This window comes from Agrobacterium sp. GW821-FHT14E08, from assembly GCF_058803865.1.
In genome coordinates this window covers 477,894-503,537 of record NZ_JBXAPJ010000003.1, presented here as the reverse complement: position 1 = coordinate 503,537, position 25,644 = coordinate 477,894, and the positions used below count along the sequence as shown (strand labels likewise).

24 protein-coding genes are annotated in these 25,644 nt (G+C 59.9%); 9 read left to right on the top strand and 15 right to left on the bottom strand.

The genetic code is table 11. From position 1 onward, the window contains the following. The first annotated feature begins 268 nt into the window (after positions 1–268). Entirely contained in the window at positions 269–718 is a 450-nt protein-coding gene (locus tag AC1ROR_RS15065) for an RrF2 family transcriptional regulator (RefSeq protein WP_003506886.1), read from the top strand. 7 nt (positions 719–725) lie between these two features. Here AC1ROR_RS15065 and AC1ROR_RS15060 read toward each other — a convergent pair whose 3' ends face one another. The 7 genes from AC1ROR_RS15060 to AC1ROR_RS15030 form a co-directional block, all read right to left on the bottom strand. Further along, a complete protein-coding gene (locus AC1ROR_RS15060; RefSeq protein ID WP_498589880.1) occupies positions 726–1,670 on the bottom strand; it encodes an acyl-CoA dehydrogenase family protein in 945 nt (314 codons plus the stop codon). Positions 1,671–1,721: 51 nt separating this feature from the next. Further along, a complete protein-coding gene (locus tag AC1ROR_RS15055) occupies positions 1,722–2,267 on the bottom strand; it encodes a flavin reductase family protein (protein WP_082185669.1) in 546 nt (181 codons plus the stop codon). Between the two features lie 203 nt (positions 2,268–2,470). Then, positions 2,471–3,640, bottom strand: a complete 1,170-nt coding sequence (gene ssuD / locus AC1ROR_RS15050) for an FMNH2-dependent alkanesulfonate monooxygenase (protein ID WP_035221178.1) — start codon at positions 3,638–3,640, stop codon at positions 2,471–2,473. Between the two features lie 169 nt (positions 3,641–3,809). After that, on the bottom strand, positions 3,810–4,007 hold the full coding sequence (locus AC1ROR_RS15045) for a hypothetical protein (protein ID WP_498589879.1): 198 nt from the start codon (positions 4,005–4,007) through the stop codon (positions 3,810–3,812). Between the two features lie 210 nt (positions 4,008–4,217). Next, entirely contained in the window at positions 4,218–5,399 is a 1,182-nt protein-coding gene (locus AC1ROR_RS15040; RefSeq protein ID WP_498589878.1) for a YeeE/YedE family protein, read from the bottom strand. Between the two features lie 78 nt (positions 5,400–5,477). Continuing rightward, a complete protein-coding gene (locus tag AC1ROR_RS15035; protein WP_498589877.1) occupies positions 5,478–6,407 on the bottom strand; it encodes a sulfurtransferase in 930 nt (309 codons plus the stop codon). 231 nt (positions 6,408–6,638) lie between these two features. Beyond that, positions 6,639–7,256 carry an alpha/beta hydrolase gene (locus AC1ROR_RS15030; protein ID WP_498589876.1) on the bottom strand — a complete coding sequence of 206 codons (618 nt, stop codon included), beginning with the start codon at positions 7,254–7,256 and terminating at the stop codon, positions 6,639–6,641. 398 nt (positions 7,257–7,654) lie between these two features. On the opposite strand from AC1ROR_RS15030, the gene AC1ROR_RS15025 reads away from it, so the two are divergent. Further along, the gene (locus AC1ROR_RS15025) at positions 7,655–8,725 is read left to right on the top strand and encodes an LLM class flavin-dependent oxidoreductase (protein WP_498589875.1); all 1,071 of its coding nucleotides are present in this window, start codon (positions 7,655–7,657) and stop codon (positions 8,723–8,725) included. A 55-nt stretch (positions 8,726–8,780) separates the two neighbouring features. Here AC1ROR_RS15025 and AC1ROR_RS15020 read toward each other — a convergent pair whose 3' ends face one another. The 3 genes from AC1ROR_RS15020 to AC1ROR_RS15010 form a co-directional block, all read right to left on the bottom strand. After that, the gene (locus tag AC1ROR_RS15020) at positions 8,781–9,956 is read right to left on the bottom strand and encodes an acyl-CoA dehydrogenase family protein (RefSeq protein ID WP_498589874.1); all 1,176 of its coding nucleotides are present in this window, start codon (positions 9,954–9,956) and stop codon (positions 8,781–8,783) included. Next, a complete protein-coding gene (locus AC1ROR_RS15015) occupies positions 9,953–10,984 on the bottom strand; it encodes an ABC transporter substrate-binding protein (RefSeq protein ID WP_498589873.1) in 1,032 nt (343 codons plus the stop codon). The genes AC1ROR_RS15020 and AC1ROR_RS15015 overlap by 4 nt, the downstream gene beginning before the upstream one ends. A gap of 67 nt (positions 10,985–11,051) precedes the next feature. Beyond that, on the bottom strand, positions 11,052–12,659 hold the full coding sequence (locus AC1ROR_RS15010) for an ABC transporter substrate-binding protein (protein ID WP_498589872.1): 1,608 nt from the start codon (positions 12,657–12,659) through the stop codon (positions 11,052–11,054). Between the two features lie 268 nt (positions 12,660–12,927). On the opposite strand from AC1ROR_RS15010, the gene AC1ROR_RS15005 reads away from it, so the two are divergent. The 7 genes from AC1ROR_RS15005 (at position 12,928) to AC1ROR_RS14975 (ending at position 20,207) form a co-directional block, all read left to right on the top strand. Next, entirely contained in the window at positions 12,928–13,917 is a 990-nt protein-coding gene (locus tag AC1ROR_RS15005) for an ABC transporter permease (protein WP_003500392.1), read from the top strand. After that, positions 13,914–14,909, top strand: a complete 996-nt coding sequence (locus tag AC1ROR_RS15000) for an ABC transporter permease (protein ID WP_498589871.1) — start codon at positions 13,914–13,916, stop codon at positions 14,907–14,909. Before AC1ROR_RS15005 ends, AC1ROR_RS15000 begins: the two co-directional genes overlap by 4 nt. Beyond that, complete coding sequence (locus tag AC1ROR_RS14995) at positions 14,906–15,904, top strand: ABC transporter ATP-binding protein (protein WP_498589870.1); 999 nt, start codon at positions 14,906–14,908, stop codon at positions 15,902–15,904. Before AC1ROR_RS15000 ends, AC1ROR_RS14995 begins: the two co-directional genes overlap by 4 nt. Next, the gene (locus AC1ROR_RS14990; protein WP_498589869.1) at positions 15,882–16,817 is read left to right on the top strand and encodes an ABC transporter ATP-binding protein; all 936 of its coding nucleotides are present in this window, start codon (positions 15,882–15,884) and stop codon (positions 16,815–16,817) included. The genes AC1ROR_RS14995 and AC1ROR_RS14990 overlap by 23 nt, the downstream gene beginning before the upstream one ends. Before the next feature lie 18 nt (positions 16,818–16,835). Next, positions 16,836–17,891: an aldo/keto reductase gene (locus tag AC1ROR_RS14985; RefSeq protein WP_003524705.1), complete on the top strand. Its 1,056-nt coding sequence runs from the start codon at positions 16,836–16,838 to the stop codon at positions 17,889–17,891. Between the two features lie 68 nt (positions 17,892–17,959). Continuing rightward, on the top strand, positions 17,960–19,198 hold the full coding sequence (locus AC1ROR_RS14980) for an acyl-CoA dehydrogenase family protein (RefSeq protein WP_080837737.1): 1,239 nt from the start codon (positions 17,960–17,962) through the stop codon (positions 19,196–19,198). Between the two features lie 37 nt (positions 19,199–19,235). Then, a complete protein-coding gene (locus AC1ROR_RS14975) occupies positions 19,236–20,207 on the top strand; it encodes a LysR substrate-binding domain-containing protein (protein ID WP_498589868.1) in 972 nt (323 codons plus the stop codon). Positions 20,208–20,223: 16 nt separating this feature from the next. Here AC1ROR_RS14975 and AC1ROR_RS14970 read toward each other — a convergent pair whose 3' ends face one another. The 5 genes from AC1ROR_RS14970 to AC1ROR_RS14950 are packed head-to-tail and all read right to left on the bottom strand — an operon-like array spanning position 20,224 to position 25,629. Further along, positions 20,224–21,576 (bottom strand): LLM class flavin-dependent oxidoreductase, encoded by a 1,353-nt coding sequence (locus AC1ROR_RS14970; RefSeq protein ID WP_498589867.1) that lies wholly within the window; start codon positions 21,574–21,576, stop codon positions 20,224–20,226. Positions 21,577–21,621: 45 nt separating this feature from the next. After that, entirely contained in the window at positions 21,622–23,217 is a 1,596-nt protein-coding gene (locus tag AC1ROR_RS14965) for an ABC transporter substrate-binding protein (RefSeq protein WP_498589866.1), read from the bottom strand. 39 nt (positions 23,218–23,256) lie between these two features. Beyond that, positions 23,257–23,607 (bottom strand): DUF3088 domain-containing protein, encoded by a 351-nt coding sequence (locus AC1ROR_RS14960; RefSeq protein WP_142170730.1) that lies wholly within the window; start codon positions 23,605–23,607, stop codon positions 23,257–23,259. Then, a complete protein-coding gene (locus tag AC1ROR_RS14955) occupies positions 23,555–24,043 on the bottom strand; it encodes a hypothetical protein (RefSeq protein WP_498590045.1) in 489 nt (162 codons plus the stop codon). Before AC1ROR_RS14955 ends, AC1ROR_RS14960 begins: the two co-directional genes overlap by 53 nt. After that, positions 24,040–25,629, bottom strand: a complete 1,590-nt coding sequence (locus AC1ROR_RS14950; protein ID WP_035221207.1) for an ABC transporter substrate-binding protein — start codon at positions 25,627–25,629, stop codon at positions 24,040–24,042. Before AC1ROR_RS14950 ends, AC1ROR_RS14955 begins: the two co-directional genes overlap by 4 nt. Positions 25,630–25,644: the final 15 nt, after the last annotated feature.

The window sequence follows — 25,644 nt, the reverse complement described above, 5'->3', positions numbered from 1 at the left end:
ATTTTATATGCTAATAAAGGACGTTCGTTCCACGTTGCGAGGGGATCAGAGAAAATATTATTTCCCGCGATGTTTTCAGCAGTTGTCTTTGGCAAAGCAATCCACAACCATGAATACACTGGCGCAAAAAGGCAGGCAAAGAGGCGTTTCCGGTACCGAGCCCGGACGAAACGGGCTTGCGCCGGAATTCGGTAAAAACTACTTAGTAAGTTGAGAACAACATGATCCGGCATTCCAGACTATGCCGGCTCTCTTTTCGGATCATGCAATGCTGACCAAAAAAGGCAAATATGGGTTGAAGGCTCTTGTCGATCTGGCGCGGTTGCCCCAGGGCGAAACCGCCTTCGTGACCGAGATTGCGACCCGTAACAATATTCCGAAAAAATTTCTGGATACGATCCTTCTCGAGCTGCGCAACAGCGGCATCCTGCGCTCCAAGAAGGGACCGAATGGCGGCTATTCGCTCTCGAAAATGCCATCGGAAATCATGATCGGCCAGGTCATCCGCACGCTCGACGGGCCGCTGGCCCCCATTCGCTGTGCCAGCCGCACCGCGTTTGAAGCCTGCGACGACTGTGACGATCCCGAGACCTGTCAGGTCAGGGTTTCGATGACGGACGTGCGCGACGCCATCGCAACAATCCTGGACAATATGACGCTCGCACAATTCGTCGCCAAGGACGGCCAGGACGCGCGGTCCATTCCTGCGGGCGAATAGGCGCTGCCTATTGCCGGCGCAGATCGTCCCCCAGAGACGCAATCAACCCGGATTCGCTTACGCCATCGATAAGGCCGAGGCGCGCCATCAGGATTTCCAGCGTGATGGCATTGTTCCTGACCGAGCGAAAGGTGACGTTTTCCGCGCCCACCTGCGCCGCATCGATATTGGCCGCAAGCCGGGAGATTTGCGCTTTCAGCAATTCAATGGCGAGAAAGACTTCGCCGACGACCGGCCGTGTTTCGCCCTCGTCGGCCAGCCTGTCGATCAGGAGTGCGGAAAGCTCACGCTGCTTTTCACCCAGTGCCACGGCCGCCTTCAAGAGAGTGGAAACGGAGGCGGCCAGATTTCCAGCCCCCTGGGCAAGGAACGCCACCTGATCGGCACGCAGCAGGCCATCCCATGATGTATTGGGCCGATTGCGCAAAACGACGAGCAGCGTTTGCCCGGCTGCATTGACGGCCGGAACGACGATCCAGTCCGCATCGGCAGTGACCGATCGCATGGCATCATCAGGAAGCCGCAAGGCATAGTCATCACCAGTCACCAGCACTGCCTGATCCACACCAGCGTCAGACGATGCAAGCGCAAATGTCTCACCAAGATCGAGGCGGGCAAAAAGAGCCTTGCGCTGCTCTTCGCTTCCCGCATTCCGGATGAATTCAAGCGCGGTGAAATGTTCGACGAGATCATGCGCCGCTGCCGCATCGGCCGCCGAAATAATCGAAAGCGCCTGCGAAAGAACGTCATTGGTTATATCCGCCCCACCCAACTCATTCGGAACGGAGAGGGCGAGGAGACCGGAACGGGCGATCCGCGCATGGATTTGCCCTGGACTTTCCACGGCGCATTTTTCAGCGATCATACGGGCGACGGTCAGGACATCGCCATCCGCGCCGAGACGCGGGGGCACGAAACGAATTCTTTCGCCGAGTGGCGTGACGGATCCCATGCTCAACTCCCTCAAAGAATGACCGCGTGAAAGCGCCGGAAAGGACGGCGCTCAGTCCAGCGAATGATACCTGCCGTTTTGATAGACCAGCGAGTGCCCAGAGCCGAGGCGGATTGCCTCGACCTTGCCGATGACGATGACGTGGCTGTGCCGCTCGATTGCCTCCTCGATGGTGCAGTCGATTGCGGCAACGGCATCCTCGAGAATGGGCGCGCCACTCGCCAGACGGGTCCATTCCGCGCCGCGATAACGCTCTTCCCCTTTCAGGCCGCCGATGCCCGCAAACTGATTGGCGACGAACTGATGGTTCGGGCCGATAATATTCACCGCGAAATGACCGAAACGCTCCACCACGGGCCATGTGGACGAGGAGCGGTTGAGCGCAACCAGAATTCTCGGCGGATCGACCGACAGGGCGGTGGCGGATGTCACCGTGGCGCCTGTGCGCGCATCACCCTCGCCTGCCGTGATGACGCTGACGCCGCCGCCCAGCGTTCTGAGCGCCGCCTTCAGGCTGTCGGCATCCGGCGCCTTGCCGGAAACGGGATCGCGGAGATTGATGAATTGTTGATCCTTGGCCGCATATTGCAATGTCATCGGTGGCTCCTGAAAACAGCTGATTTGTTCAATAGCTAACAGCGGCGGCGGGGTGTGAAATAGACATCGTTTTCCATAATCGTAATATTCTATAGAAATAATGTTTTATGTAGCCTTTCCCTTTGCCTTCGGGCATCCCGCCGCGTGGGTGTTGCCGGAAACCGCAAAGGAAAGACGGTAGAAACCGCCGTCCCCGTGATTGATCAGGACCCGGACACCAGCTTGACGTTGCCGCCGTGGCCACCACCACCGAAAACCTGTTTCGAACCGAAGGAGGAACGGATCTGGTTGCGCGGACCATCAAGCCCGATTTCCGGGAAGAGGAGTTCGGATATGCGATAGGCTTCCTCCAGATGCGGATAGCCCGAGGCGATGACGGTATCGATGCCCAGAGCCTGATATTCCCGCAGCCGTGCCGCGACAGTCTTCGGCGAACCGACCAGCGCCGTGCCCGCACCCGAACGGACGAGACCGATGCCCGCCCACAAATTCGGGGAGACTTCCAGCCTGTCACGACGGCCATTGTGCAGCGCCTGCATTCTGGCCTGCCCAACGGAATCCGAAGCCTTGGAGAAGGCCTCCTGCGCCGAAGCGATGGTTTCGTCGGAAAGCTTTGAAATCAGCTTTTCGGCATCGGCCCAGGCTTCCTCGTCGGTTTCGCGCACGATGAAATGCAGGCGAATGCCGAAGGTTACCTCCCGCCCCTTTTTTGCAGCGGCGGCGCGAACCTTGGCGATTTTTTCCGCCACCTGTGCGGGCGGCTCACCCCAGGTCAGATATTTGTCGGTGATACCCGCCGAGAAATCGATACCGGCATCGGAAGAGCCGCCGAAGTAAAGAGGCGGACGCGGTTCCTGCACCGGCGGCAGGCCTAGCTTCGCGCCCTGCGCCTTGATGTATTTGCCGTCGAGATCCCCCTTGCCGGTTTCGATCAGCGAATTGAAGACCTGGAAGAATTCGTCGGCGTGATCGTAACGCTCGTCATGCGGCAGAAAGATGCCGTCACCGGCCAGTTCCTGCGCGCTGCCGCCAACCACGATGTTGAGAAGCAGCCGTCCATGGGAAACACGGTCGAGCGTGGAGGCCAAGCGCGCATAATAGGCCGGCGAGGCGACGCCCGGACGGATGGCGACGAGGAATTTCAGCCTCTCGGTATAGGCTGCGAGATTGGCCGCAAGGATGAAGGATTCTTCGCAGGCGACGCCGGTCGGAATAAGCACGCCGGAGTAACCCAGACGATCCGCAGCCTGCGCTATCTCGCGGAAATAGCCGGGATCTGCCGGACGTGACAGATCGTCGGAGCCAAGATAACTGCCATCGCCTGAGGTCGGTATGAACCACAGGAAATCGAGTGGTTTTTCAGCTTTGCTCATCGACAGGTCCTTTGCAATCCGCCCATCGGGCAATGCGGCTTGATGATAGAAGGGTAGCCAATTCCCCGGCGCGTTTAAGAAATTTTGTTCCAATTTCCCGACGGTGAGGAGAGTTTATCTCCAAGAAAACAGGACGGTTCGATTGGAAAGCGAACAATCTTCCCTGATGTCACAGGACCGGATAGAGACCGAGCATCGCGAAATTCATTTCGCAGATCTCTTCCCGTTCGAGTTCGAGATCACTTTTTTCCTGCCGGAAGCGTCCGGAATGATCCAGCGGATGAAGGCTACTCTGCTCATCCTCGCGCGGTCGCCGCCACGTCAAACCAAACAGATTAAAAGTAAACGCATGAGATCCCTGCGGCATGTGCGCCTCCTTTGGTCAGCTCCCTCTATCCTCCGGCGAGCGCCGAAAATGGTCAATATTTTCCATAAAATTACTATTCTATAATTGGCGGATCGCCGACAAATGTGGACTAAGGCTGTGGCGGCGGGAAAAATTCCGTTCCTAACCATCAGAAAGAGGGTGATCGCGCCGGCATCCGGCACGCTGGCTGCGAATTTCGAAGAATGACCGTTACGGCAAGGCAAAACGACGCTTGAAAAGGAGCCCGGCAAAGGCGCCGAAGCCGCAAAAAAACAGGAACACCCAGCCTGACAGCGCACCCGCATGGATGCCCGACAACAGGACGCCAATGGTGCAGCCAAGTGCTGTCATGCCGCCCCATCCCATCAATACGCCACCGGCAAAACGTGTCGCCAAACCACCGGCTGAAGGCCAGGATGGCTGGAATTTTCCGGCAGAAAGGGCGGATGCAAAACTCGCAATAATCAATCCGCCGACGAAGACACCGTTTGGCGACAGGATCGTCGTTTTGACGGCGCTGATGCATCCCCTGACCGTATCAAGACCTGCAAGCGTTTCCGGCACCCAGCCTGCCGAAGCCCCGGCCGTTCTGACAAGACTGCCAAGTTCGGCCGTCACGCCAAGAGGTGCCACGCGGAAATAGGAAAAGGCGCTGATGGCCGCGACAAGCACCCCGGTTACGACGGGTGGCCAGCGTTCGACGAAAACGCTTCGAAGCGCCTGATGCAGCCGGCTTGCCGGGATCGTGGCTGAAGGAGCGGGAGGTGTCTTATCGAAAAAAAGAACGATGAAGATCAGGACAGCCAACAGAACACAGGCGATCAGCAGCGCCGGGCCATATCCCAGATGGTGCGGTAACCAGACGGGAAGATCGTCGAAAATGCTCAGGGTGTAGAGGAAATTCCAGCTGAGAAATGCCAGCAGAAAACCGAAGCCGGCGCCGATTATGGCAAGCACCGACCCGAAAGCCCCCTCGCCCAGCCGGTAAAAATGTCCAGACAGACAGGAACCGGACAGTGCCGCGCCCACGCCAAAGACAGTCGACGCAGCTGCCAAAATCCAGCCAACCGGACCAATATGTGCATTTGGCGGCAGGCGTCCGGGTTGCGGAACCGGCATCCAGGCCATGGTGACGATCTGGTGGAACACCACGCCGGCCAGAAGTGCCACGAGAATTGAAACAATACCGTCCGAGCGCCTGTTGTCGATGAAATCGCGAAAATTGCAGAGAAAGCAGAAGCGCCCGCGTTGCATCACAATGCCGAAAGCGGCACCGGCCAGAAGCGAGAACGCAAGCTGCCTGCCATTTTCAAACGCCCCGAGCGGATAGGCCGCGACGGCCAGTGCGGACAAAATGGCAAGTGCCGCGAGGCGGAGTATGATCGAACGCATGAAATACCGGAGGTGTCGGAAGAACAAATGCCGGCGCGCCTTGTCAGCGCACCGGCCTGAAGGTGAAGCGTCTTCGGCTTATTTGCCTGTCCACACCGTGCCGGTGGGATTGCTGATCGGAACGCCGACCGCATTTCCGTATTCGGTCCAGGAGCCGTCATAGTTGCGGACGTCGTAGCCAAGTATCTTCTTCAGCGCGAACCAGGTGTGGCTGGAGCGTTCGCCGATGCGGCAATAGGTGATAACGGGCGCCGAACCGTCGATACCCTTTTCGGCGTAGATCGCCTTGATCTCGTCTGCCGATTTGAAGGTTCCGTCCTTGTTGACGATGGTACCCCATGGAACATTGACAGCACCGGGAATATGGCCAGCGCGGACGGACAGCTCCTTGACGCCATCGGGGGCGAAAATCTTGCCCGAATATTCATCCGCCGAGCGAATATCCACCAGCTTGATATTGTGCTTGCCCTCGGCCACCGCCACCACATCGATGAACCGCGCCCGGACCGAAGTGTCCGGCTCGCCGAGCTTCAGCTTCGTTTCAGCCGTTGCCGGCGCGGATGTGTCCAAAGGCAGTCCCTGCGCTTCCCAGAGCTTGCGGCCACCATCGAGAAGCTTCACCCGGTCGCCCAGGCCATAAGTCTCGAAAATCCACGCGCCCCAGGCGGCAAACCAGTTGTTGTTGTCGCCATAAAGAACAATGGTGGTATCGTCACCCACACCGGCCTTCTGCAACAGGGACTGGAAATTTTCCCGCGCGGCGATATCGCGCCGCTCCTTGTCGACGAGGTCTGTGTGCCAGTTGAGGTTCACCGCGCCGGGAATATGTCCGCGCTCGTAGACGCCGGTGTCGACGCTGACCTCAAAGACCCGCACCTTCGGATTATCGAGATTTTCCTTCAGCCAGTCCGCCGTAACCAGCGCGTCCGAAGCCCCGGCTGTGGCCAACGATACCGTCGACAACAACAATCCGCCGAGTGCCGACATTGCAAGCTTGATCCTGGACATTTCCTTACCCCTTCCTGATTTGATGACCGATGAAAGGTGACAACAAAACCCGATGGAGCGAAGAAACGCTTTTTCATATTTTCTGTAGAAAATAAATGCAGTCACTCAAAAACAATCAAAAGGTGAGATTCAAAATTTTTTGAGGAAATTTTGAGGTAAAAACCCCCAAAGGTTGTAGTGCGCAGCAAATTGGAGCTGACGCCTGAAGCGCATGCATGGCGAATGGAAAAACTATAGAGCTCCGGCATCTCCCTGCAGCAGCGCACCGTGCATGGCAGGCAATCCGCGCTTCCTCGATCTTGTCCCCGTGATGTCGGATGCCGTTTTCAGGCGTTCGAAAAGAGCATAGCCCTCAGGCCACCGGCCGAAACCGGCAGCAATATTGATGTGCCCAACGGCACCAAGGTTGACGAGATCGCTTCCCCAGTCGGCAGCGGTGCTGGCCAGCTCTTCCGGGCTCATATAGGGGTCGTTCATGCTGCCCACGACAAGGCTCGGAAAGGCGAGCGGCGCTTGAGGAAATGCGCCAAAGCGGACGATGCAGGGATGCATTGCCTCCACCCGGTCAAGATGAGCGGGCGCCACCAGAAGCGCACCCTTGATCCTGCTGGCTATCGGTCGCGACGCCATGTTCGCGACTAGCAGGCAACCGAGACTGTGCGCGACAATATAGGCGCTTTCGGTTGTGGCGAGCGCCGCTTCGAGGCGACCGAGCCAGTCTGCAAGAACCGGGCACTCCCAATTCTCCTGCTCGACCAGCCGCGCCTCAGGATCATCAAGCAGCCAATGTCTCTGCCAATGTCCCTCGTCCGAACCATTGAGACCGGGGACAATCAAGGTGGTACACATGCCTACTCCGTTGTTTGCGGGCGGTGTGCGCCAAGAATGGTGACTTTCCCCATTTTAGTCGACTATTGCCTTGCTCAGCTTTTCCGGCCTTAGGAAAAATCGAACCAGACATTGTCTCGTGAAAAGAAAATGCTTTCTCTGTTGCCGGTTCAACGCCACTTAACGGGAATCATTTCCTCAAATATTTTCTATGGAAAATATGTGCATATTAAAGCTTGGACGCGGAAAGCTTTTCCTCTGCCTCACCCCAAAAGAAACGCCGCTGCTTGGCCCACCGGCCATCGGTTTGCCATTCTCACGCGATCGGAGGCTCTCGCCTGCCGAACCTGAAATGGCAAAGGCCGAAGCCCGGCATCGTCATTTCACCGCGACATAAAACGAAAATTCAGGCGGATAATGTGAGCAGCACGAGCGAATTTCTCTGGTACATCCCCAATGATGTCAAACCCGGCCATCGCGGCGATGCCGTCAGCGAAAACCATAACAGCCTCGATACATTGACCAGCCACGCGACGGCGCTGGAAAACCATGGCTGGAAAGGCGCATTGCTTGGCACCGGCTGGGGCCGGCCAGACACGTTCACGGTGGCGGCAGCGCTTGCGGCGCGTACCACCACATTCGAGCCACTGATCGCCATTCGCCCCGGATACTGGAAGCCGGCAAATCTCGCATCCGCCGCCGCCACGCTCGACCAGCTTTCCGGTGGCCGGGTGCGGATCAATGTCGTCTCGGGTCGGGACGAGCTTGCAGCCTATGGCGATGAGGAAGGCGATCAGGCGCAGCGTTATGCGCGCACCAAAGAGTTCATGCGGCTGGTGCGACGGCTCTGGACCGAGGAAAACGTGACTTTCGAGGGTGACCACTTCAGGGTCAAGAACTCCACCGTATCACCGCGCATCAGAGAGCGCGCCGGCCGGCCGCATCCGAAGCTGTATTTCGGCGGTGCCTCCGAGGCCGCCGAGCAGGTCGCGGCAACCGAGGCCGATGTGCAGCTCTTCTGGGGCGAACCGCTTGCCGGCGTGGGCGAACGGATCGAGCGGCTCAAACATTTCAGCGAGACGCTCGGCCGCGACCTGCCGCCGTTGCAGTTCGGCCTGCGGATCACCACGCTGGTGCGCGAAACGACAGCCGAGGCGTGGCGCGATGCGGAGGCGAAGGTTGCCGAAATGGCAGCAAACAACGGCGTGCGCTGGAATGACCATCTTCAGGGCGTGGCAGTCGGCCAGCGTCGGCTGCTGGACTTGCACAGGCAGAGCGATGTGCTGGACGACAATCTTTACACCGCGCCCGGAAAATTCGGCGGCGGCGGCGCCGCAACGACATGGCTGGTGGGTTCGGCGGAAGATGTCGCCGCGTCGCTGCGCAAATACCGTGCGCTTGGCATCACCCATTTCGTGCTTTCCGACACGCCCTATCTTCAGGAGATTGAACGGCAGGGCGACAAGCTTTTGCCGCTGCTCCAGAACTGATGCGCGCGGCTTGGTCATGGGCGGCCTGCAACAAAGCCGCCCATAGGGTCGCCGGTCAGCCGCCGGCCGCCTTGATGCTCTGACGGCCGAGGATAGTTCGGATCATATGGCTCTGCGGCGCATGCGCCCTCGCCGTTATGGCGTCGCGATGATGGCGCTCAAGGTTGTAATCCCGGCGAAGGCCGCGATTGCCGCCAAGCTCCAGCGCCAGATCCGTCACCGCCACCGCATTGTCGATCACCACATGACGGACAGCGAGCGCATCCGTTCCCAGCTTTTCTCCCGCATCGATATCGCGGGCGACGGAGAGAAGCAGACGCCGGTTCGCCGCAAGCAGAACCTCGATCTGGCCGAGACCTTCCTGAATGCGCGGAATGGAGGATAGCGGCGCACCGAGACTGGCCGGGACATGGCCCGTGAGGTGCCGCAACAGGGCGTCACGCGCCGAAAGCGCAACACCGTGATAGACGGAAGCCAAAAGCACGAAGAAATTATAACCGTCGGCCTCATCGCGTCGCAGCGGCTCGTCCGCCGGCTGTTCGGCAACCAGATCGGCAAGCGGCACCCTTACCTCCTCAAGCACCAGATCGTCGCTTGCGGTCGCATACATGCCGGTCGCTTCCCACGCCTTTTCCTGCGTGATACCAGGTGCATCAAGCGGGACCAGAAGCTGGATGAGGCGTGGCTTCTCTTCTGTCGTCAGAGCAAGCACGATCGCCCATTTCAACCCCGGCAGGCCGGTAACGAAGCTCTTGCGGCCATTGACCACCCAGACATTGCCCTCTATCCGCGCCGTCGTTTCCGGCAGGCCGCCATGGGCCGGCGAACCGATCCCCGGCTCCGCCTGTGCATTGTTCAGAAGCGCCGGCTCGCTATTATTGGCGGCCAGCACCTTTGCCGCGAGAGCCGCCGGCCACTTGCCGCGCCGGATCGCTGCATGGACGCTGTAATGCATGGCAAGGATGAGGGCGGTCGATGGGTCGCCCTTGGCGATGGCCGCAATGACCGCGTGGGCCGTTTCCATACCCTCTCCCCAGCCGCCATCCTTTTCAGCCGTCACCAGTCCGAGCAGTCCCGACTTGAAAAGCGCCTCGAAATTGGCGGCGGCGAATTCGCCGCTTTTGTCATGCTCCGCCGCGGTCAGGCTGAAATCTTCGGCAAGGGCGGCTGCGATGGCGACGGGGTTTGAGGGCTGGTCCGGGCGGGGAATGGCCGATAATGCGCCACTCATGCAACCGCCCTTTCATTTGCCGTGACAAAACGGTCATCGATCCACGCATCGAGATCGAAGTCATTTTCAAGGAAGCCCCATTGATGCAGGAAATCCTTGTAATGGCCGACAGCGGCGACGAGCTCCGCATCGAGGCCGAGGCCAAGATGGCGGTGAACATCCGGCCCGTTGGCGGCCAGAACCTGCTCTTCAGTCGCACCCGCCTCGCGCGCGATGAAACGGCGGGTTTCTTCCGGGTGCTGTTCGGCCCAGAGCGAGGCCCTGGCGATTGAACCAACCAGCCGCTCCACCAGGTCGGGGCGCTCATCGGCAAGCCGTCCGTCAACCGTCAGCACGCGGGGAGAACCGGAATTGATGCGGATTTTCGGGTCGGGGTGAAAACCGAACTCCGCCACCTGCACGGCGCCGATCAGGTTCGCGGCGGCGATACCGGCCGTTCCCTTCACGAAAATCGCATCGACCTCACCCCGCAGCAGCGCGATGATTTCCTCGCCGAAGGATTGCCGGCGCTTCAGGCCGAACAGCGACGGCCCTTCCTGCGAGGCCAGCACCGAATCCTTGATGACGATGTCCTTGAGCTCGACATCCTCGACCTTCAGCCCTTCCAGCGAAAGCGCCGAAACGATGCCTTTCAGCGCCGTCGCGCGCATGAAATCGACAATGCCTTCCGGTCTGCGCGGCACGCCGAAACGGCGGCCAACGAGATCGGCAAGCGAGCGGATACCGGTTTCCGGCAGGGTGATGATTGCCTGAAACTCATCCGTCCAGGTCACACCGATAAGGCGCGTATTGCGCCCCTCTGAACGGGCTCGAATGGGAGGCACATTGCCGCCATGGCGGAAGGACCATTCCAGCGTGTGGTTGAAATGGCTCTGCCGGACGGAACGGTCAGGCGAATCGATGATGGATTTCAACGCTATGCCGACCTCCTCGAAGGTCTGCTCGAGATAACCGAGCTGTGCCGCCAGCCCCACCGGGGTGGGCACCGGGCAGCGTGTGTACCAGATTTCAGAAAGTGTCGTGCTCATGGCTTTGTCCTCGATGAAAGGGAAAAGTCCCGGCCCGCCGCAAAAGGGGCCGGGTCTGGCGAGACGATCAGGATGCGGCGATATGCGCGAAGGCGAGGCTTCCCGCCACACCTTCCGCGCCGATGGTGTGATCGGCAATGCGCTTGTTGAAGATGGTGATCTCCGGTGCCGCGACGATATCGATGGCCGGCACATCATCGACGAGAATCTGCTGGATTTCCTTCCATTGCGCGACGCGCTTGTCCGGGTCGATCTCGATGGCGGCGGCTTCGAGAAGCGCATCCACCTTCGGATTGCTGTAGGCCGCGCCATTGGAGAAAGGCACGCCCTTCTTGAAGTTCTTCGACCAATAAAGCCGCTGCACGCCGACGGTGGGATCGAAGAGGTTGCTCATGCCCTCATAGGCAAAATCGAAATCGCGATCCGTGTAGATGCGTTTGGTATAGGTGGCGAAATCCTGCGTCCGCACCGTCACATCCACGCCGACCTTCGCCAGCGCCTGGCGAATATAGTCCGCACCACGCGGATAGGCCTCGGTGCTCGGCACATAGTCCAGATTGAGCTTGAAACGGATGCCATCCGCACCGCGCTTGTATCCGGCCTCATCGAGAAGCGCTTCGGCGGCCTTCAGATCGATCGGGTAGGTCTTCAGATCATCCACGAACCATTTCGTCAGCTTCGGATTGATCGGCCCGGTGATGGTTGCGCCGTAACCGTAATTAACGGTGTTGAAGATGACGTTGCGGTCGATCACATGCGCGAAGGCGCGACGGACGCGCACATCCTTGAACACATCCTTTTCGAGATTGAACTCCACGCGGCTGACGGAATTCGAATATTGATAGCCGTTTGTCTCAAAACCGAGGCTGGGAAGCTCTTTCAGGCGGTCGAGATCGCTATAAGCGACCGGCGTGCTGGGGGCGAGATCGATCTCGCCGGTTTCAATGGCAATCGCGCGGGCCGAGGCGTCAGGAATGAAGCGAACAATCAGCTTGTCGAGATAGGGGCGCGGCGCATCCCAATAATCGGCATTGCGCTCAAAAACGATATGGCTGCCGCGCACCCACTCCTTGAATTTGAACGGACCGGTGCCGATGGGTGCGAGATTGACCGGATTTTCGGTTACCTTCGTACCTTCATAAAGATGTTTCGGCACGATGGGCGTTTCGGCGGCGGCGAGCGCCGTGATCAGATAGGGCGCGGGTTTGGAGAGAACCAGAACCGCCGTCAGTTCGTCCGGTGTCTCGACAGCAGTGAGGTTCAGGAATGTATTGCGGCCACGCGGATGCACTTCCTTGATGGTATTGATGGAGAACGCCACGTCAGCGGATGTGAAGGGCTTGCCGTCATGCCATTTCACGCCGGGCCTCAGATTGAAGGTGTAACGCAGACCATCCGCGCCCACTTCCCATGATTTGGCCAAGAGCGGCTTGGGATTGAGGTCAAAATCGTAGGTCAACAGCCCTTCGGTGACCTTCGGTGATATATAGACGGAATTATAGGCTGTGTGTGCGATCGTCGTCAGCACCGGCGGCTCCGATGAGATGAGCAGGGTAGCCGTGCCACCGCTTGCCGGCTCAGCCGCGTTGAGCTTCAGCCCCGGCAGCGACACCACGCCAAGCGCCACGGACGCCAGCAGAAATCCACGCCGCGTCGTCTGGTTGAAAATAGTCATGCGATACCCTCTCCTTGATTGAACCGGCGAAAAACCGGCAAACTGAACGGCCGCGTTTAGGAAGAAGTTTGTTCCGCAGACGAGAGCGAGCTTGGCATGAAGAACCAACCATTCTCATAAACAGGAATTATCTTTTCTTTATGGCGCATATTTCCGTAAATTTCAGAAAATAATTCTATTACTCTTTGACAAATTCCATAAAATTAGTCAACTAATACCAACGCCTCAGGGGCCGATTTCATATTTCCACGCTTACGGACTGGAGCCGATGTCGAATTCGAAACGGATTTTATCGCAGGCAAGGCGGGTTGCCATTCAGGCCATTCCGACGGTTCTCGGTATCGTCATCCTGAACTTCTTCCTGCTGCAGCTGGCGCCCGGCGATGCCGCCGATGTACTGGCCGCGGAAGCGGGTTCAGCGACCGTCGAGACCATGGCCGAAATCCGCTCCCGCTTCGGGCTGGATCTGCCTGTCGTGCATCAGCTGATGAACTATCTCGGCAATCTCGCGCAATTCAGCCTTGGCTTTTCGCCACGCTACGGCATGCCGGTGGCAGACCTCATCGGCCAGCGTCTGCCCGGCACACTCGCCCTGATGGGCGCCGCACTTGGCATTGCGATTTTCGTCGGCGTGTTTCTCGGCTCGATCATGGCGCTCTTCTCCGGCAAGCTGCCGGACCGGATCATTTCCATCGGCTCGCTGATCTTTTATTCCGTTCCGGGTTTCTGGATCGGCCTGATGTTGATCCTGACGTTCTCAGTGAAGCTCGGCTGGCTTCCTTCGGGCGGCGACAGCACCATCGGCAGCAGCCTCACCGGTCTCGACGCCCTGCTGGATAGGCTGCGTTATATCGTTCTCCCTGCCCTTTCGCTGGCGCTTTATTTTCTGGCCATCTATGCCCGCCTTACCCGCGCGGCGATGCTGGAAGTGAAATCCCAGGACTATGTGCGCACGGCGCGCGCCAAGGGCGTCTCTCCGCTCCGGCTCACCACGCGCCATATCCTGCGCAATGCGCTCATCCCCATCACCACCATGGCTGGCATGCATATCGGCGGCCTGCTCGGCGGCGCGGTCGTCGTCGAAACGGTCTTCAGCTGGCCGGGCCTTGGCCGTCTTGCTTTCGAAGCCGTCATGGCGCGGGATTTCAGCGTGTTGCTCGGCATTCTGCTTCTCTCCTCCCTCGTCGTCATCATCGTCAATGCAGCCGTGGACCTGTTGCAGGCATGGCTTGACCCCCGCATCGGAGAAAGCCGATGAATTCCTCCCAGACCACCGCTGTTCTCGACACGGCCGAACTCGGCGCCGAAGACAACAATCCCAAACCGAAAAAACCGGAAGAAAAGGCCTGGCCCTATATTCATGCGCCGGATGCGCTTTCGGCCCGTTCCGTCTCCGTGCCACGGCGCGGCCTGCGGCGGGAACTGAAAATCTTCCTTACCAATCCCAACGCCATCGTCGGGTTGCTGTTTCTCGCAACCGTCATCGTCACCGCGCTGATCGCCCCCTTGATCTATCCCGGTGATCCTCTGGAAATGGTGGCCCGCCCGTTCCTGTGGCCCGGCCAGAATGCCGCCTATCCGCTCGGCACCGATTCCATGGGCCGGGATGTTCTGGCCGGCATCGTGCATGGCGCGCGCATCTCGCTCACGGTCGGGGTCGTGGCGACGCTGATCGGGCTCACGATCGGCATCGCGGTCGGCGCTTTCGCCGGTTATTTTGGCGGCGTCATTGATGATATCCTCGTCAAGCTGATCGAAATCTTCCAGACCCTGCCGAATTTCGTGTTGCTGGTGGTGCTCGTCGCCATCGCCCAGCCGTCGGTCACCACGGTCACATCGGCTATCGGCATCATCACCTGGCCGCTCGTTGCGCGCCTCACCCGCGCCGAGTTTCGCGCCATTCGCGAAAAGGACTACGTGCTTGCCGCCCGCAGCCTTGGCTATGGTCACGCGCGCATCGTCTTTCAGGAAATCCTGCCCAATGCGCTGCCGCCGATCATCGTCACCTCCTCGGTTATGGTGGCGGGTGCGATCCTCATGGAAGCGGCGCTTTCCTTCATGGGACTTGGCGACCCCAACCGCGTCTCCTGGGGATCGATGATCGGTTCCGGCCGCGATGTCATCCGCACCGCCTGGTATCTGACAGCCCTTCCCGGCCTTGCCATCGTCTTCACCGTCATTTCGCTGAACCTCATCAGCGATGGTCTCAACGATGCGCTCAACCCCCGTTTTTCGGAGGAACGCCGATGAGCAAACTGATCGAAGTCCATGATCTCTCCGTCAGCTTCGGCTCCGCCCAGCCGGTCAAAGGTGTCAGTTTCGATGTCAGCCCCGGCGAAATGCTCGCCATCGTCGGCGAAAGCGGCTCCGGCAAATCCCTGACCGCGCTCGGCCTCATCGGTCTTTTGCCATCCCACGCCAAGACCGGCGGGCGGGTTCTGCTCGAGGGTCGCGACCTGCTGCCGCTTTCCGAGCGGCAATGGCGCGGCATTCGCGGCCGGGATATCGGCATGATCTTTCAGGAGCCGATGACCTCGCTGAACCCGGTTCTGACGGTTGGCGAACAGATCATCGAGGTGCTGCGCATCCACGAGAAGATCGACCGGCATCAGGCCCGCAAACGCGCCATCGAGCTTCTGGACCTCGTCAACATTCCCGATGCCGGCCGCCGGGTGGATGATTATCCGCACCAGCTTTCCGGCGGCATGCGCCAACGCGTGATGATCGCCATCGGCGTCGCCTGCAATCCGAAACTGCTGATCGCCGACGAAGCGACGACGGCGCTTGACGTGACGATACAGGCGCAAATCCTGCAACTGCTCGACAATCTGCGCCGTGACCTCAACATGGCCGTCATCCTCATCACCCACGATCTTGGTATCGTGGCGCAATGGGCGGACCGGGTGATGGTGATGTATGCCGGCCGCAAGGTGGAAGAGGGATTGCCGGAGCCGGTTTTCTCCAACCCCTATCATCCCTATACGCGCGGCCTGCTCGCCGCCTCGCCGCGTGCAGAAGACGGGCAGCATTATCGCGACGGGCCGCTCATCGAGATTCCGGGCTCCATCGTTTCCGCCACGGGGGAACGCGGCTGCGCCTTCCGGCCGCGCTGTCCGAGCGCCCGCGGTTTCTGCGGGCAGTTCGTGCCACCGCTGCGGCAAATCTCGCAAGGCCGTTACGCCGCCTGCCCCTTCGTTGCTCCCACATCCCAAGAGGTACCCGATGACGCTCTTGTCAGTGCATAGTCTTTCCACCCATTATGCGGGCGGACGCGGCACCGTGCGCGCCGTCGACGATGTCTCCCTCGATATCGAAGCGGGCGAGACCGTGGCGCTGGTGGGTGAATCCGGTTGCGGCAAATCCTCGCTCGGCAAATCGCTGATGCGTCTGGTCGAGCCGTCTTCCGGCCGGATCACCTTCAAGGGCGCCGACGTCACGGCAATGACATCGTCCGAACTGCGCGGCATCCGCCGCCGCATCCAGATGATCTTTCAAGACCCCTTCGCCTCGCTCAACCCACGCCAGACGGTGCGCACCATCCTCACTGGCCCGCTGAAAGTGCATGGCATCGGTGACCGGGCGCGCCAGCGGGAGATCGTCGAGGCCATCGTCGCGCAGGTCGGCCTACCGGCGGATTCGCTCGACCGTTATCCGCATGAATTTTCCGGCGGCCAGCGCCAGCGCATCGGCATTGCCCGCGCGCTGGTTCTGGAACCGGAACTGGTGGTCTGCGACGAGCCGGTTTCGGCGCTCGATCTTTCGATACAGGCGCAAATCCTCAATCTTCTGGTGGAGATGAAGAAGCGGCTTTCGCTGTCCTATCTCTTCGTTTCCCACGACCTTTCCGTGGTGCGTTATTTCTCCGACCGCGTGCTGGTCATGTATCTCGGCAAGATCGTCGAAAGCGCGCCGACATCGGAACTCTGGGCTTCCCCGAAGCACCCCTATACGCGTGCCCTTTTGGCCGCCGTTCCCGATCCCGCTCGCCGCAAGCAGGCGGCACCCATTTCCGGCGACCTGCCGAGCCCGCATAACCCGCCATCCGGCTGCCGGTTTCACACCCGCTGCCCGCTTGCGACCGATCTCTGTCGCGAAAAAGCGCCGGATTACACCCTTTTCGGCAAGAACCACGCCGTGGCCTGCCACCATGCCCAATAAACTGAAGGAGCAACCATAATGGTCGACTATCGCTATCTCGGACGCAGCGCGCTGAAAGTTTCACCGCTGAGCCTCGGCACGATGATGTTCGGAGGCCCGACGCCGGATGACGTGGCCTTCCGCATCATCGACAAGGCGCGCGAGCAGGGCATCAATTTCATCGACACCGCCGATGTCTATCACGACGGCAAGTCGGAAGAGGTCGTCGGCCGCGGCATCAAGGCCAGCCGCGATCACTGGGTTCTGGCGACGAAATTCGTCAATTCCCACACCAAGGGCCCGAACCTGGGCGGCCATTCGCGCAAATGGGTGATCGAGACCGTCGAGAATTCGCTGCGCCGCCTCAACACCGATTATATCGATATTCTCTATTTCCACCGCGCCGTCTTCGATGCGCCGCTGGAAGAGCCGGTACGCGCCATTGCCGATCTCATCCGTGCGGGCAAGCTACGTTACTTCGGCGTGTCGAACTTCCGTGGCTGGCGCATCGCCGAAATTTCGCATCTGGCCGACCAGCTCGGCATCGACCGGCCGGTTGCCAGCCAGCCTCTCTACAACATCGTCAACCGCACGGCCGAGGCCGAGCAACTGCCTGCGGCCAATCATTATGGCCTTGGCGTGGTGTCCTATTCGCCGCTCGCACGCGGTGTGCTGACCGGTAAATACCAGCCGGGCGAACAGCCGGGTGCCGATACGCGCGTCGGCCGTGGCGACAAGCGCGTTCTGGAAACGGAATGGCGTCCGGAATCGGTCGAAATCGCCCAGAAGGTCGCAGCCCATGCCGCTTCGAAGGGCGTTTCGGCGGCGGATTTCGCGCTCGCCTGGGTGCTGAACAACAAGTTCGTCACCGCCGCCATCACCGGCCCGCGCACCGAAGAGCACTGGGACGGATATATCCGTGCGCTCGATGTGAAGATCGATGCGGAAGATGAAGCGCTGGTCGACAGCCTCGTTACCACCGGCCACCCCTCCACCCCCGGTTTCAACGATCCGAGCCATCCCGTCGAAGGCCGCGTGCCGCGCAATCTCGAACCCGCACACCGCCCGGCGCTCAAGCCGCGCGCGGTCGCCTGATCGTCCAGAAGACCATGCCTGCGGCGCGCCGTGCCGCAGGCCCTCACATCCGCTCAGGGAAAACCGCAATGTCCACTCCGAAACTGCAGACAACCACCACCGACAATGCCGGCGTACCGAGCCGTGACGAGATTCTGGCCCGGGCAAAGGACATTGCGGCCATCGCGGCCAAGGATGCCGCCCGTCGCGAACGCCAGCGGGAACTTCCCTTCGATATCTTCGCCCTCATCAAGGAAGCGAAGATCGGTACGCTGCGCGTTCCTGAAGCCAAGGGTGGACCGGGCGGTTCGATTGCCGACTATATCGAAGTGCTGATGATCCTCGGCGAAGCCGACAGCAATATTCCGCACGCGCTTCGCAGCCATTTCAATTTCACCGAAAATCTCGCTCTCGCACCCATCGAGCTGGAGGACCGGCGGCATCTCGAACATGTGCTTGCCGGCAAGCTCTTCGCAGGCGCCAGCACTGAACAGGGCACCAAGCGCCCCGGCGAAATCACCACGCGGCTGAGTGCCGATGGCGACCGCTACCGGCTGAACGGCCGCAAATGGTATGCGACCGGCACGGCCTTTGCCGATTTCGGCACCTTCAGCGCCATTGGCGATGACGAACAACCGATCGGCGTTCTCATTCCGCTCGACCGCGCCGGCATCACCATTCTCGACGACTGGGACAGCATGGGCCAGCGCATGACGGCAAGCGGCGGTGTTCTGCTGGAAAATGTCGAGGTGCTGCCGCATGAATTGACGACCCGCAAGCTCGGCAGCCAGATCGGCCGCCACAGCTCGGCCATGCGGCAGCTGCATCTCGCCGCCTCGGCCGCCGGCGCCGTTCAGGGCGCGCTGAAGGACGGCGTGGAATATGTTCTGCGCCAGGCGCGCACCACGCTTCACAGCAGCGCCGAAACCGCCAATCAGGACCCGTTCGTGCAGAAGATGCTCGGCGAAATCAGCGCTGGCGCTTTCGCCGTGCAGACCCTGATCCGCGAAGCGGCAAGAACGCTCGACCGCACCGCCGCCGCCTTCGCCACCGGGGACGAAGAGGCGATAGAGGCGGCCCTGCTGGAAGGCTCGCTCGCCACCGCCCGCACCCAGATCATCGCCTCGCAGCTTTCGCTCACGGTCGCCACCAATCTCTATGAACTCGGCGGCGGTTCGGCGACATCGAGCGAGCGGAATTTCGACCGCCACTGGCGCAATATCCGCACGGTCTACAATCACAATCCGCTCGCCCACAAGGCGCGGGTGATCGGAGACTATTATCTCAACGGCACCACGACGCATCTCCGGGAAGGCCGGGTGTTCTGACCATGCGGAAGATGCAGGCGGCAAAGGAGGAACAGCAATGAGAACGGAGTTTATCGCTCCCGCCGGGAGCCGGGCGGCTTTTCGCCTGCCGACGCTTTCCCGGCTGCCGCCGCTGACCGCCTTGCGCGCCTTTGTCGTCGCCGCTCGCCATGCGAGCTTCTCACGGGCGGCGGAGGAGCTGCATGTCTCGACCGCTGCCATCGGCCAGCAGGTGCGAATTCTCGAAACCCATCTCGGCCAGCCGCTTTTCAGCCGCCAGCGCGGTGAATTGCTGCTGACCGATGCCGGCAGCGCGCTTTATCCCGGGCTTGCCGATGCTTTCGAGACCATGATCGGCAGTCTTTCCGACCTAATGGTTTCCAACGCCCGGCCGCAGCTGAAGGTTCTGGCGGAAGGTTGCTTTGCCGCCCGCTGGCTGGCGCCGCGGCTGGGCAGTATCGTTCCGGCGCTCGGAGACGTGGAGCTTTCCATCGAGTCTCTTGAAAGCGAAACCATCGACCTCACCCATTTCGATGCCGATTGCGCCATCGTCGCCACCCATGCGCAGATTCCGGGCTTCATTCATGAGCCGCTTTTCGCCGATACCGTCAGCGCCGTCTGCACCCCGGAATTCGCGGCCCGCCATGGGCTTGCAGACGAACCGGAGCGCTTGCGGGATCTCGGCTTTGCGATGTTGCGTGGCAATGGCCTGGATCCAGCCTTCGAATGGGCGAACTGGCTTCGCGCCTGCCGCATTCCGCTCAGGCTCTCTGTGACCGGCCCGCGTTTTTCACGCCAGACGGCGTTGATAGAGGCGATCTCATCCGGCCACGGCATCGGCCTCGTGCGCCATTCGCTGATTTCGGAAGAGCTGAAAAACGGCCGGCTGATCGCTCCTTTTGGCGCACCGCAGCCGACCGCCAGCCGTTATCACCTGCTGACCAGTCCTGACAGGCGGCGGCTGCCGGAGGTCGCATCTCTACTCGCTCTGTTGCGCGAGGATATGCGCTCTCTCGAGGCCGCCGCCTGAACACGCCCGTCCCACCTCAGGCGCGTTCCCTCTGTAACTCTCTGGCCGCATAGATATTTTCCGGCCGGGGCAGGCCATAATGGTCACGCAACGTGTCGCCCTCATAATCTTCGCGGAACAGATTTCGCTGTTTGAGGATCGGCACAACCCCGTCGACGAAGTTGTCGAAGCCGCCATTCAGCCATGGCGGCATGATATTGAAGCCATCGGCCGCACCCTCGCGGAACCAGGTCTCTATCCAGTCCGCCACCTGTTCCGGCGTTCCGGAAATCACCTTGTGGCCGCGCCCGCCGGCAAGCCGGTGCAGCAATTGCCGGATCGTCGGATTTTCCCGGTCGATGACATCGAGAACCAGCTGATGGCGGCTGCTATCCGCCTGCGCCCGCGTCGCTTCCACAGCTTCGTGCGGCAGCGGCTGGTCGAGATCGGCCGATGAGAGATCGATGCCGGTGATGCGCTGCAATTGCCCTAGCGAAAATGCCGGCTGGATGAGATCGTTGAAGGAGGCCTCGAGTTTGCGCGCCTCCTCTTCGGTTGACGCGATGAAGGGGCTGATGCCCGGCAGGATTTTCACATGGGCGGGATTGCGCCCCGTGGCCGCGACGCGCCGCTTGATGTCGGAATAAAAAGACCGCGCACTCTCCAGAGTCTGATGCGCGGTAAAGATTGCCTCGGCATAATGGGCGGCGAAACCGCGCCCTTCCTCCGAGGAGCCAGCCTGCACATAGACCGGCCGGCCCTGCGGTGAACGCGGCACGTTCAGCGCGCCCCGTACCCGATAAAATTCGCCGTCGTGATTGGCAGGATGGATGCGGTCGGTATCGGCGAAAAGGCCGCTTTCCTTATCCGCAACAATGGCGTCATCTTCCCAGCTGTCCCAGAGCTTCGTCACCACGTCGACGAACTCGATCGCCTGACGGTAACGGTCGGCATGCGGCGGATGCTTCTGGAGATTGAAGTTGCCGGCGGCCGCATCGGCCGAAGTCGTAACGATGTTCCAGCCCACCCGGCCGCCGCTGATATGATCGACGGACGCGAACAGCCGCGCGAGATTATACGGCTCGTAATAGGTGGTGGAGGCCGTGGCGATGAAGCCGATCTTTTCCGTGACGGCGGCGAGAGCCGAAAGCATGGTGATCGGCTCCAGCCGGTGGCGGGCGGCATAACGGATATTGGCGTCCAGCACCGGCGCATCGGCAAAGAAGATGGCATCGAGCTTCGCCGCCTCGGCCTTGCGGGCGATAGCCTGATAGAGCCTTATATCGGTGACGCGATGCGGCTCGGAGTCCGGATGCCGCCAGGCCGCCTCGTGATGTCCGCCCGGATAGATGAAGGCATTAAGAACCAGCTTCTCGGATTTTCTGCTCATGGAAATGACCTCTTATTCGCTCTGAACCGAAGGGTTGGGAGGCTCTCACGCCTCCTTCGTCACCCAGGCCTTGGCGAGATTGCCGCTCAGCCCCTCTGCGCCTGTCGCATAGTCCTTGATGCGCACGCTGCCGACGACCGGCTGGATGGGAGAGACGAGATTGATGACGGGAAGATCCCTGGCGACGACGGCCTGAAATTCCTTGAAGAAGGCGGCGCGTTTTTCAATATCCGGCTCCACCGCCGCCGCTTCCAGCAGCCGGTCCACTTCGGGATTGGCGTAGTGGCTGGCATTGGAGAATGGCAGGCCGATCTTGAAATTCTTGCTCCAGTAGACGCGCTGAACGCCGGCTGTCGGATCGAAGGTGTTGGAGAGGGATTCCACCGAAAGATCCCAGGCGCGGTCGGTATAGACCACCTTCACATAGGTGCCGAAATCGAATTTCTGGATATCCGCCTCAATGCCGATCTTCGACAGCGCCTGCGCGATGAAATCCGAATAGGTCTGCGGATTGAACGGGTTGGTGGTAACCCGGAGCTTGAAGCGCTTGCCGCCATCCTTGCGCGGGAAACCAGCCTCATCCAGCAGCTTTTCAGCCTGTGCGACATCGAACTTGGCGAAACCGATATCGGGATTGTGGAACTTCGCAAGGCCGGGGCTGATCGGCGTCGGCGATGGCACGGCGTAGCCATAAAGCACGGTATCGATGAGCGCCGGAACATCGATGGCATGGGCGATGGCCTGCCTGACCTTCAATTCCTTAAGATATTCGTTCTCAAGGTTGATCACCAGCTGGTTTTGCTGGCCGGCATAGGCATAGATGCGGTCATCCACCTTCAGCGTCGGAATGGATTTCAACCGCTCCAGATCAGCAAGCGCCACCGGGTTCGGGCCGATATCGCCCTCCCCGGTTTCCAGTGCCGCAGCGCGGGCGCCCGCATCGTTGATGAGGCGGATGATGACGCGGTCGAGATAAGGGCGGGGCGCATCCCAGTAATCCGCATTTTTTTCCAGAAGAATATGGCTGCCCGGCACCCATTCCTTGAGCACGAAGGGGCCGCTGCCGATGATCTGGGCCGGTTTCGGATTATCCGTCGGCTTGAAGGTCTCGAAGATGTGCTTCGGCACGATTGGCGATTCCGACGAGGCGAGCGCCGTGATCAGGCCCGGCGCCGGCTTGGAAAGCTTCACTTTCGCGACCAGCGGATCGGAGGCATCGACACTTTCAACATGCGAGAAAGTAGCGCGACCGCGCGGATGCGCTTCCTTCAGCCGCAGAATGGAAAATTCCACATCTGCCGATGTCACCGGTTTGCCGTCATGAAACTTCGCCTTCGGCTGCAGATGGAAGACATATTCCAGCCCATCGGCCGAAACGCTCCATTCCCTGGCGAGACTGGGCTTGGGCGAAAGCTCGTAATCGTAAGTCAAAAGCCCATCGTAAATCTTCGAGCCGATAAACTGCGGACCGCCCGCACTGGTATTGATCGCCACGAGCTGGGTCGGCTCGGGAAAATAAACGATCTTGAGCGTGCCGCCCGAAACCGGCTCTTCGGCAGCGGCAAAGGAACCGCCCGGAAGCGCGACGAAAGCGCCGGCGGCAAGTGCAATTTTGTGAAACTGGCGTCTGGAAATGGTCATGTCTGTCTCCGAAAAAATCCGATATGCGGGAGCGGCAACTCAGTGCAGCTGCGGGAACCCATGGCGCTCGGCGAGGATTTGCAAAATGCGTTTGGTGTCCTGAATGAAGTGCGTGTCGCCCTTGGCCGTCGCGTCGCTGGGCGCGTCACCTGCGAAGATGAACAGCGGCAGCGACTGGTTTTCCTCACCCACGGCGGCGATGACAGCCTCACGCGGGCGCTGGAAACCGACGCGGCGGATATCGATCCCGGCGGCAAGGTCAGGAAAGGCGGCAAGCAGGCCTTCGATCTGGTTGCAATGCGGGCAGACGAAGCGGACACCGGGGTGTTTTGGGTCTTCAAAACCGGGGGCGATTAAAAAAAGCGTATCCTTGGCCATGGCATCCATCATGTGAGGGTGAGATTTCCAGCTCACAGTGCAGACGGCCAGAGCGCGGGTCCAGAAAGCAATTCTTGCTTTGAAACGAAGAATTCCTTTGCGCTAAATTATTGATGAAACTTATTTTTTCTAAATTTTCATGGGTGGTATCGCTGTTTCGCCCGACCTGTTTCATGCGCAAAGTTTTTCCCTGAAACGGGCGTGCCGCGCGAAGGTGCAAAAAAGGATGGAAGGCGGATTTCGGCAATAAAAAACCCGGCAAAATTGCCGGGTTAATGTTGATGATCGCAGACCCCTCTTTCGTCATGCCGGGCTTGACCCGGCATCCAGCCACGGCACGTCTGCGCCGTGAAGAAAGTTTCTCGCGATCAAGGACTTGATCGCGCTGGACCCCGGATCCAGTCCGGGGTGACAGAGTTTGGATGAACCCGCTTTGCCAAACGCTCACTCGCCTTTCCAGGCCGTCGCCAGATCGCCATAGGCAATGTCGATAGTCGTCACGAGCGATTTCAGGCTGGTATTGCGCAGAATGACAGTGGGCAAAGCGACGATCGAGAAATTCGGCAGATCGTCGCCGGTGATTTTCTGGATATCGTGGAACTGCTCCGCCCGTTTCGTCTCATCCACTTCAATCGCGGCGGCACGGAAAAGATCATCCACCTTTGGATTATTGTAGTGAGCGGCGTTGACATAGGGCGCAGGTTTCTTGATCCCGTCAGACCAATAGAGGCGTTGCACGCCCGCCGTCGGATCGAACAGCCGGCTGATGCCGTTCACCGTCAGATCAAAACCGCGCTCCGTATAGACCCGCTTGATGAAGGTGGCGAGATCGCCTTCGACAATATCCACCTTCACGCCGAGTTTGCCGAAGGATGAGCGGAGATATTCGGAGGTTTTGCGGAAGACGTCGGAAGGCAGAAAGGCCAGCCGCAGCGAAAAACGGGTGCCATCCGCACCCTTCGGGTAGCCGGCCTTGTCCAGCAATTCGTTCGCTTTGGCGAGATCGAAGGGATAGGTGAAAGGCTTCTCGTCATTATAGGCGGTGAAGACCGCCGGGATGTTTGAACCGGCAGGTTTCGCCGTCCCGAAGAAGATGGCGTCGTTGATGAAATTGCGGTCAATGGCATGCGCCAGCGCGTGCCGAACTTCCTTTTTGGCAAGGATCGGATTTTCGAGATTGAATTCGAACACGGCAGCATTGTTGAGATAGGAGTCGGTATAGACCTCCACGGCAAGCTTCGGATTTTGCCGCAGACGCTCCAGATCGCTGTAGGACACATCGGCGGTATAATCCGCCTCGCCGGTTTCCACGGAAATGGTGGTGGAAGCCGAATCGGCGACGAAACGGGCCACGAAACCGTCGAGATAGGGAAGATCGGCCTGCCAGTAGTTCGGGTTCTTCTTCAGCTTCACATAGCTGCCGCGCTTCCATTCCTCGAAGACGAAGGGGCCGGTGCCGACTGGCGCGTTCCCATTCGGGCTTTCATTGTAATTTTCCGAAGCATAGGCATGGGCCGGCAGAATGGGCGTTTCACCGCCTGTCAGCGCCCGCAGGAGATAGGGCGCGGGCTTGGAAAGCACCACCACGGCCGTCAGCGGATCGGGCGTTTCGATATCGGCAACATTGGCGAAGGTGATGCGTCCACGTGGACCGACCTTCTTGAAGGCCAGCAGCGAAAATTTGACGTCTTGCGACGTGAAATCCTTGCCATCATGCCATTTGACGCCCTTGCGCAGCTTAAAGGTGTGGCGCAGCCCGTCGGCCGATGTTTCCCAGCTTTCGGCCAGAACCGGATGCGGTTTGAACTCGCTGTCGAACCGCACCAGCCCTTCGAGGATTTTCGTGGAAATGGCGCGGGTACGCGTATTGGAATCGGAAAGCGGCACCAGCGTCGTCGGCTCGCCGAGACCCGCAAGAGTGACGATGCCGCCCTTTTTCGGCGTTTCGGCCGCCAGAGCCGGCAGAGAAGGCAACAGCATTGCCCCGGTTAGCGCTGCACTCAAAAGCAATGTCTTACGTCTTGTAATATCCATGGATGTTTCCTCTTG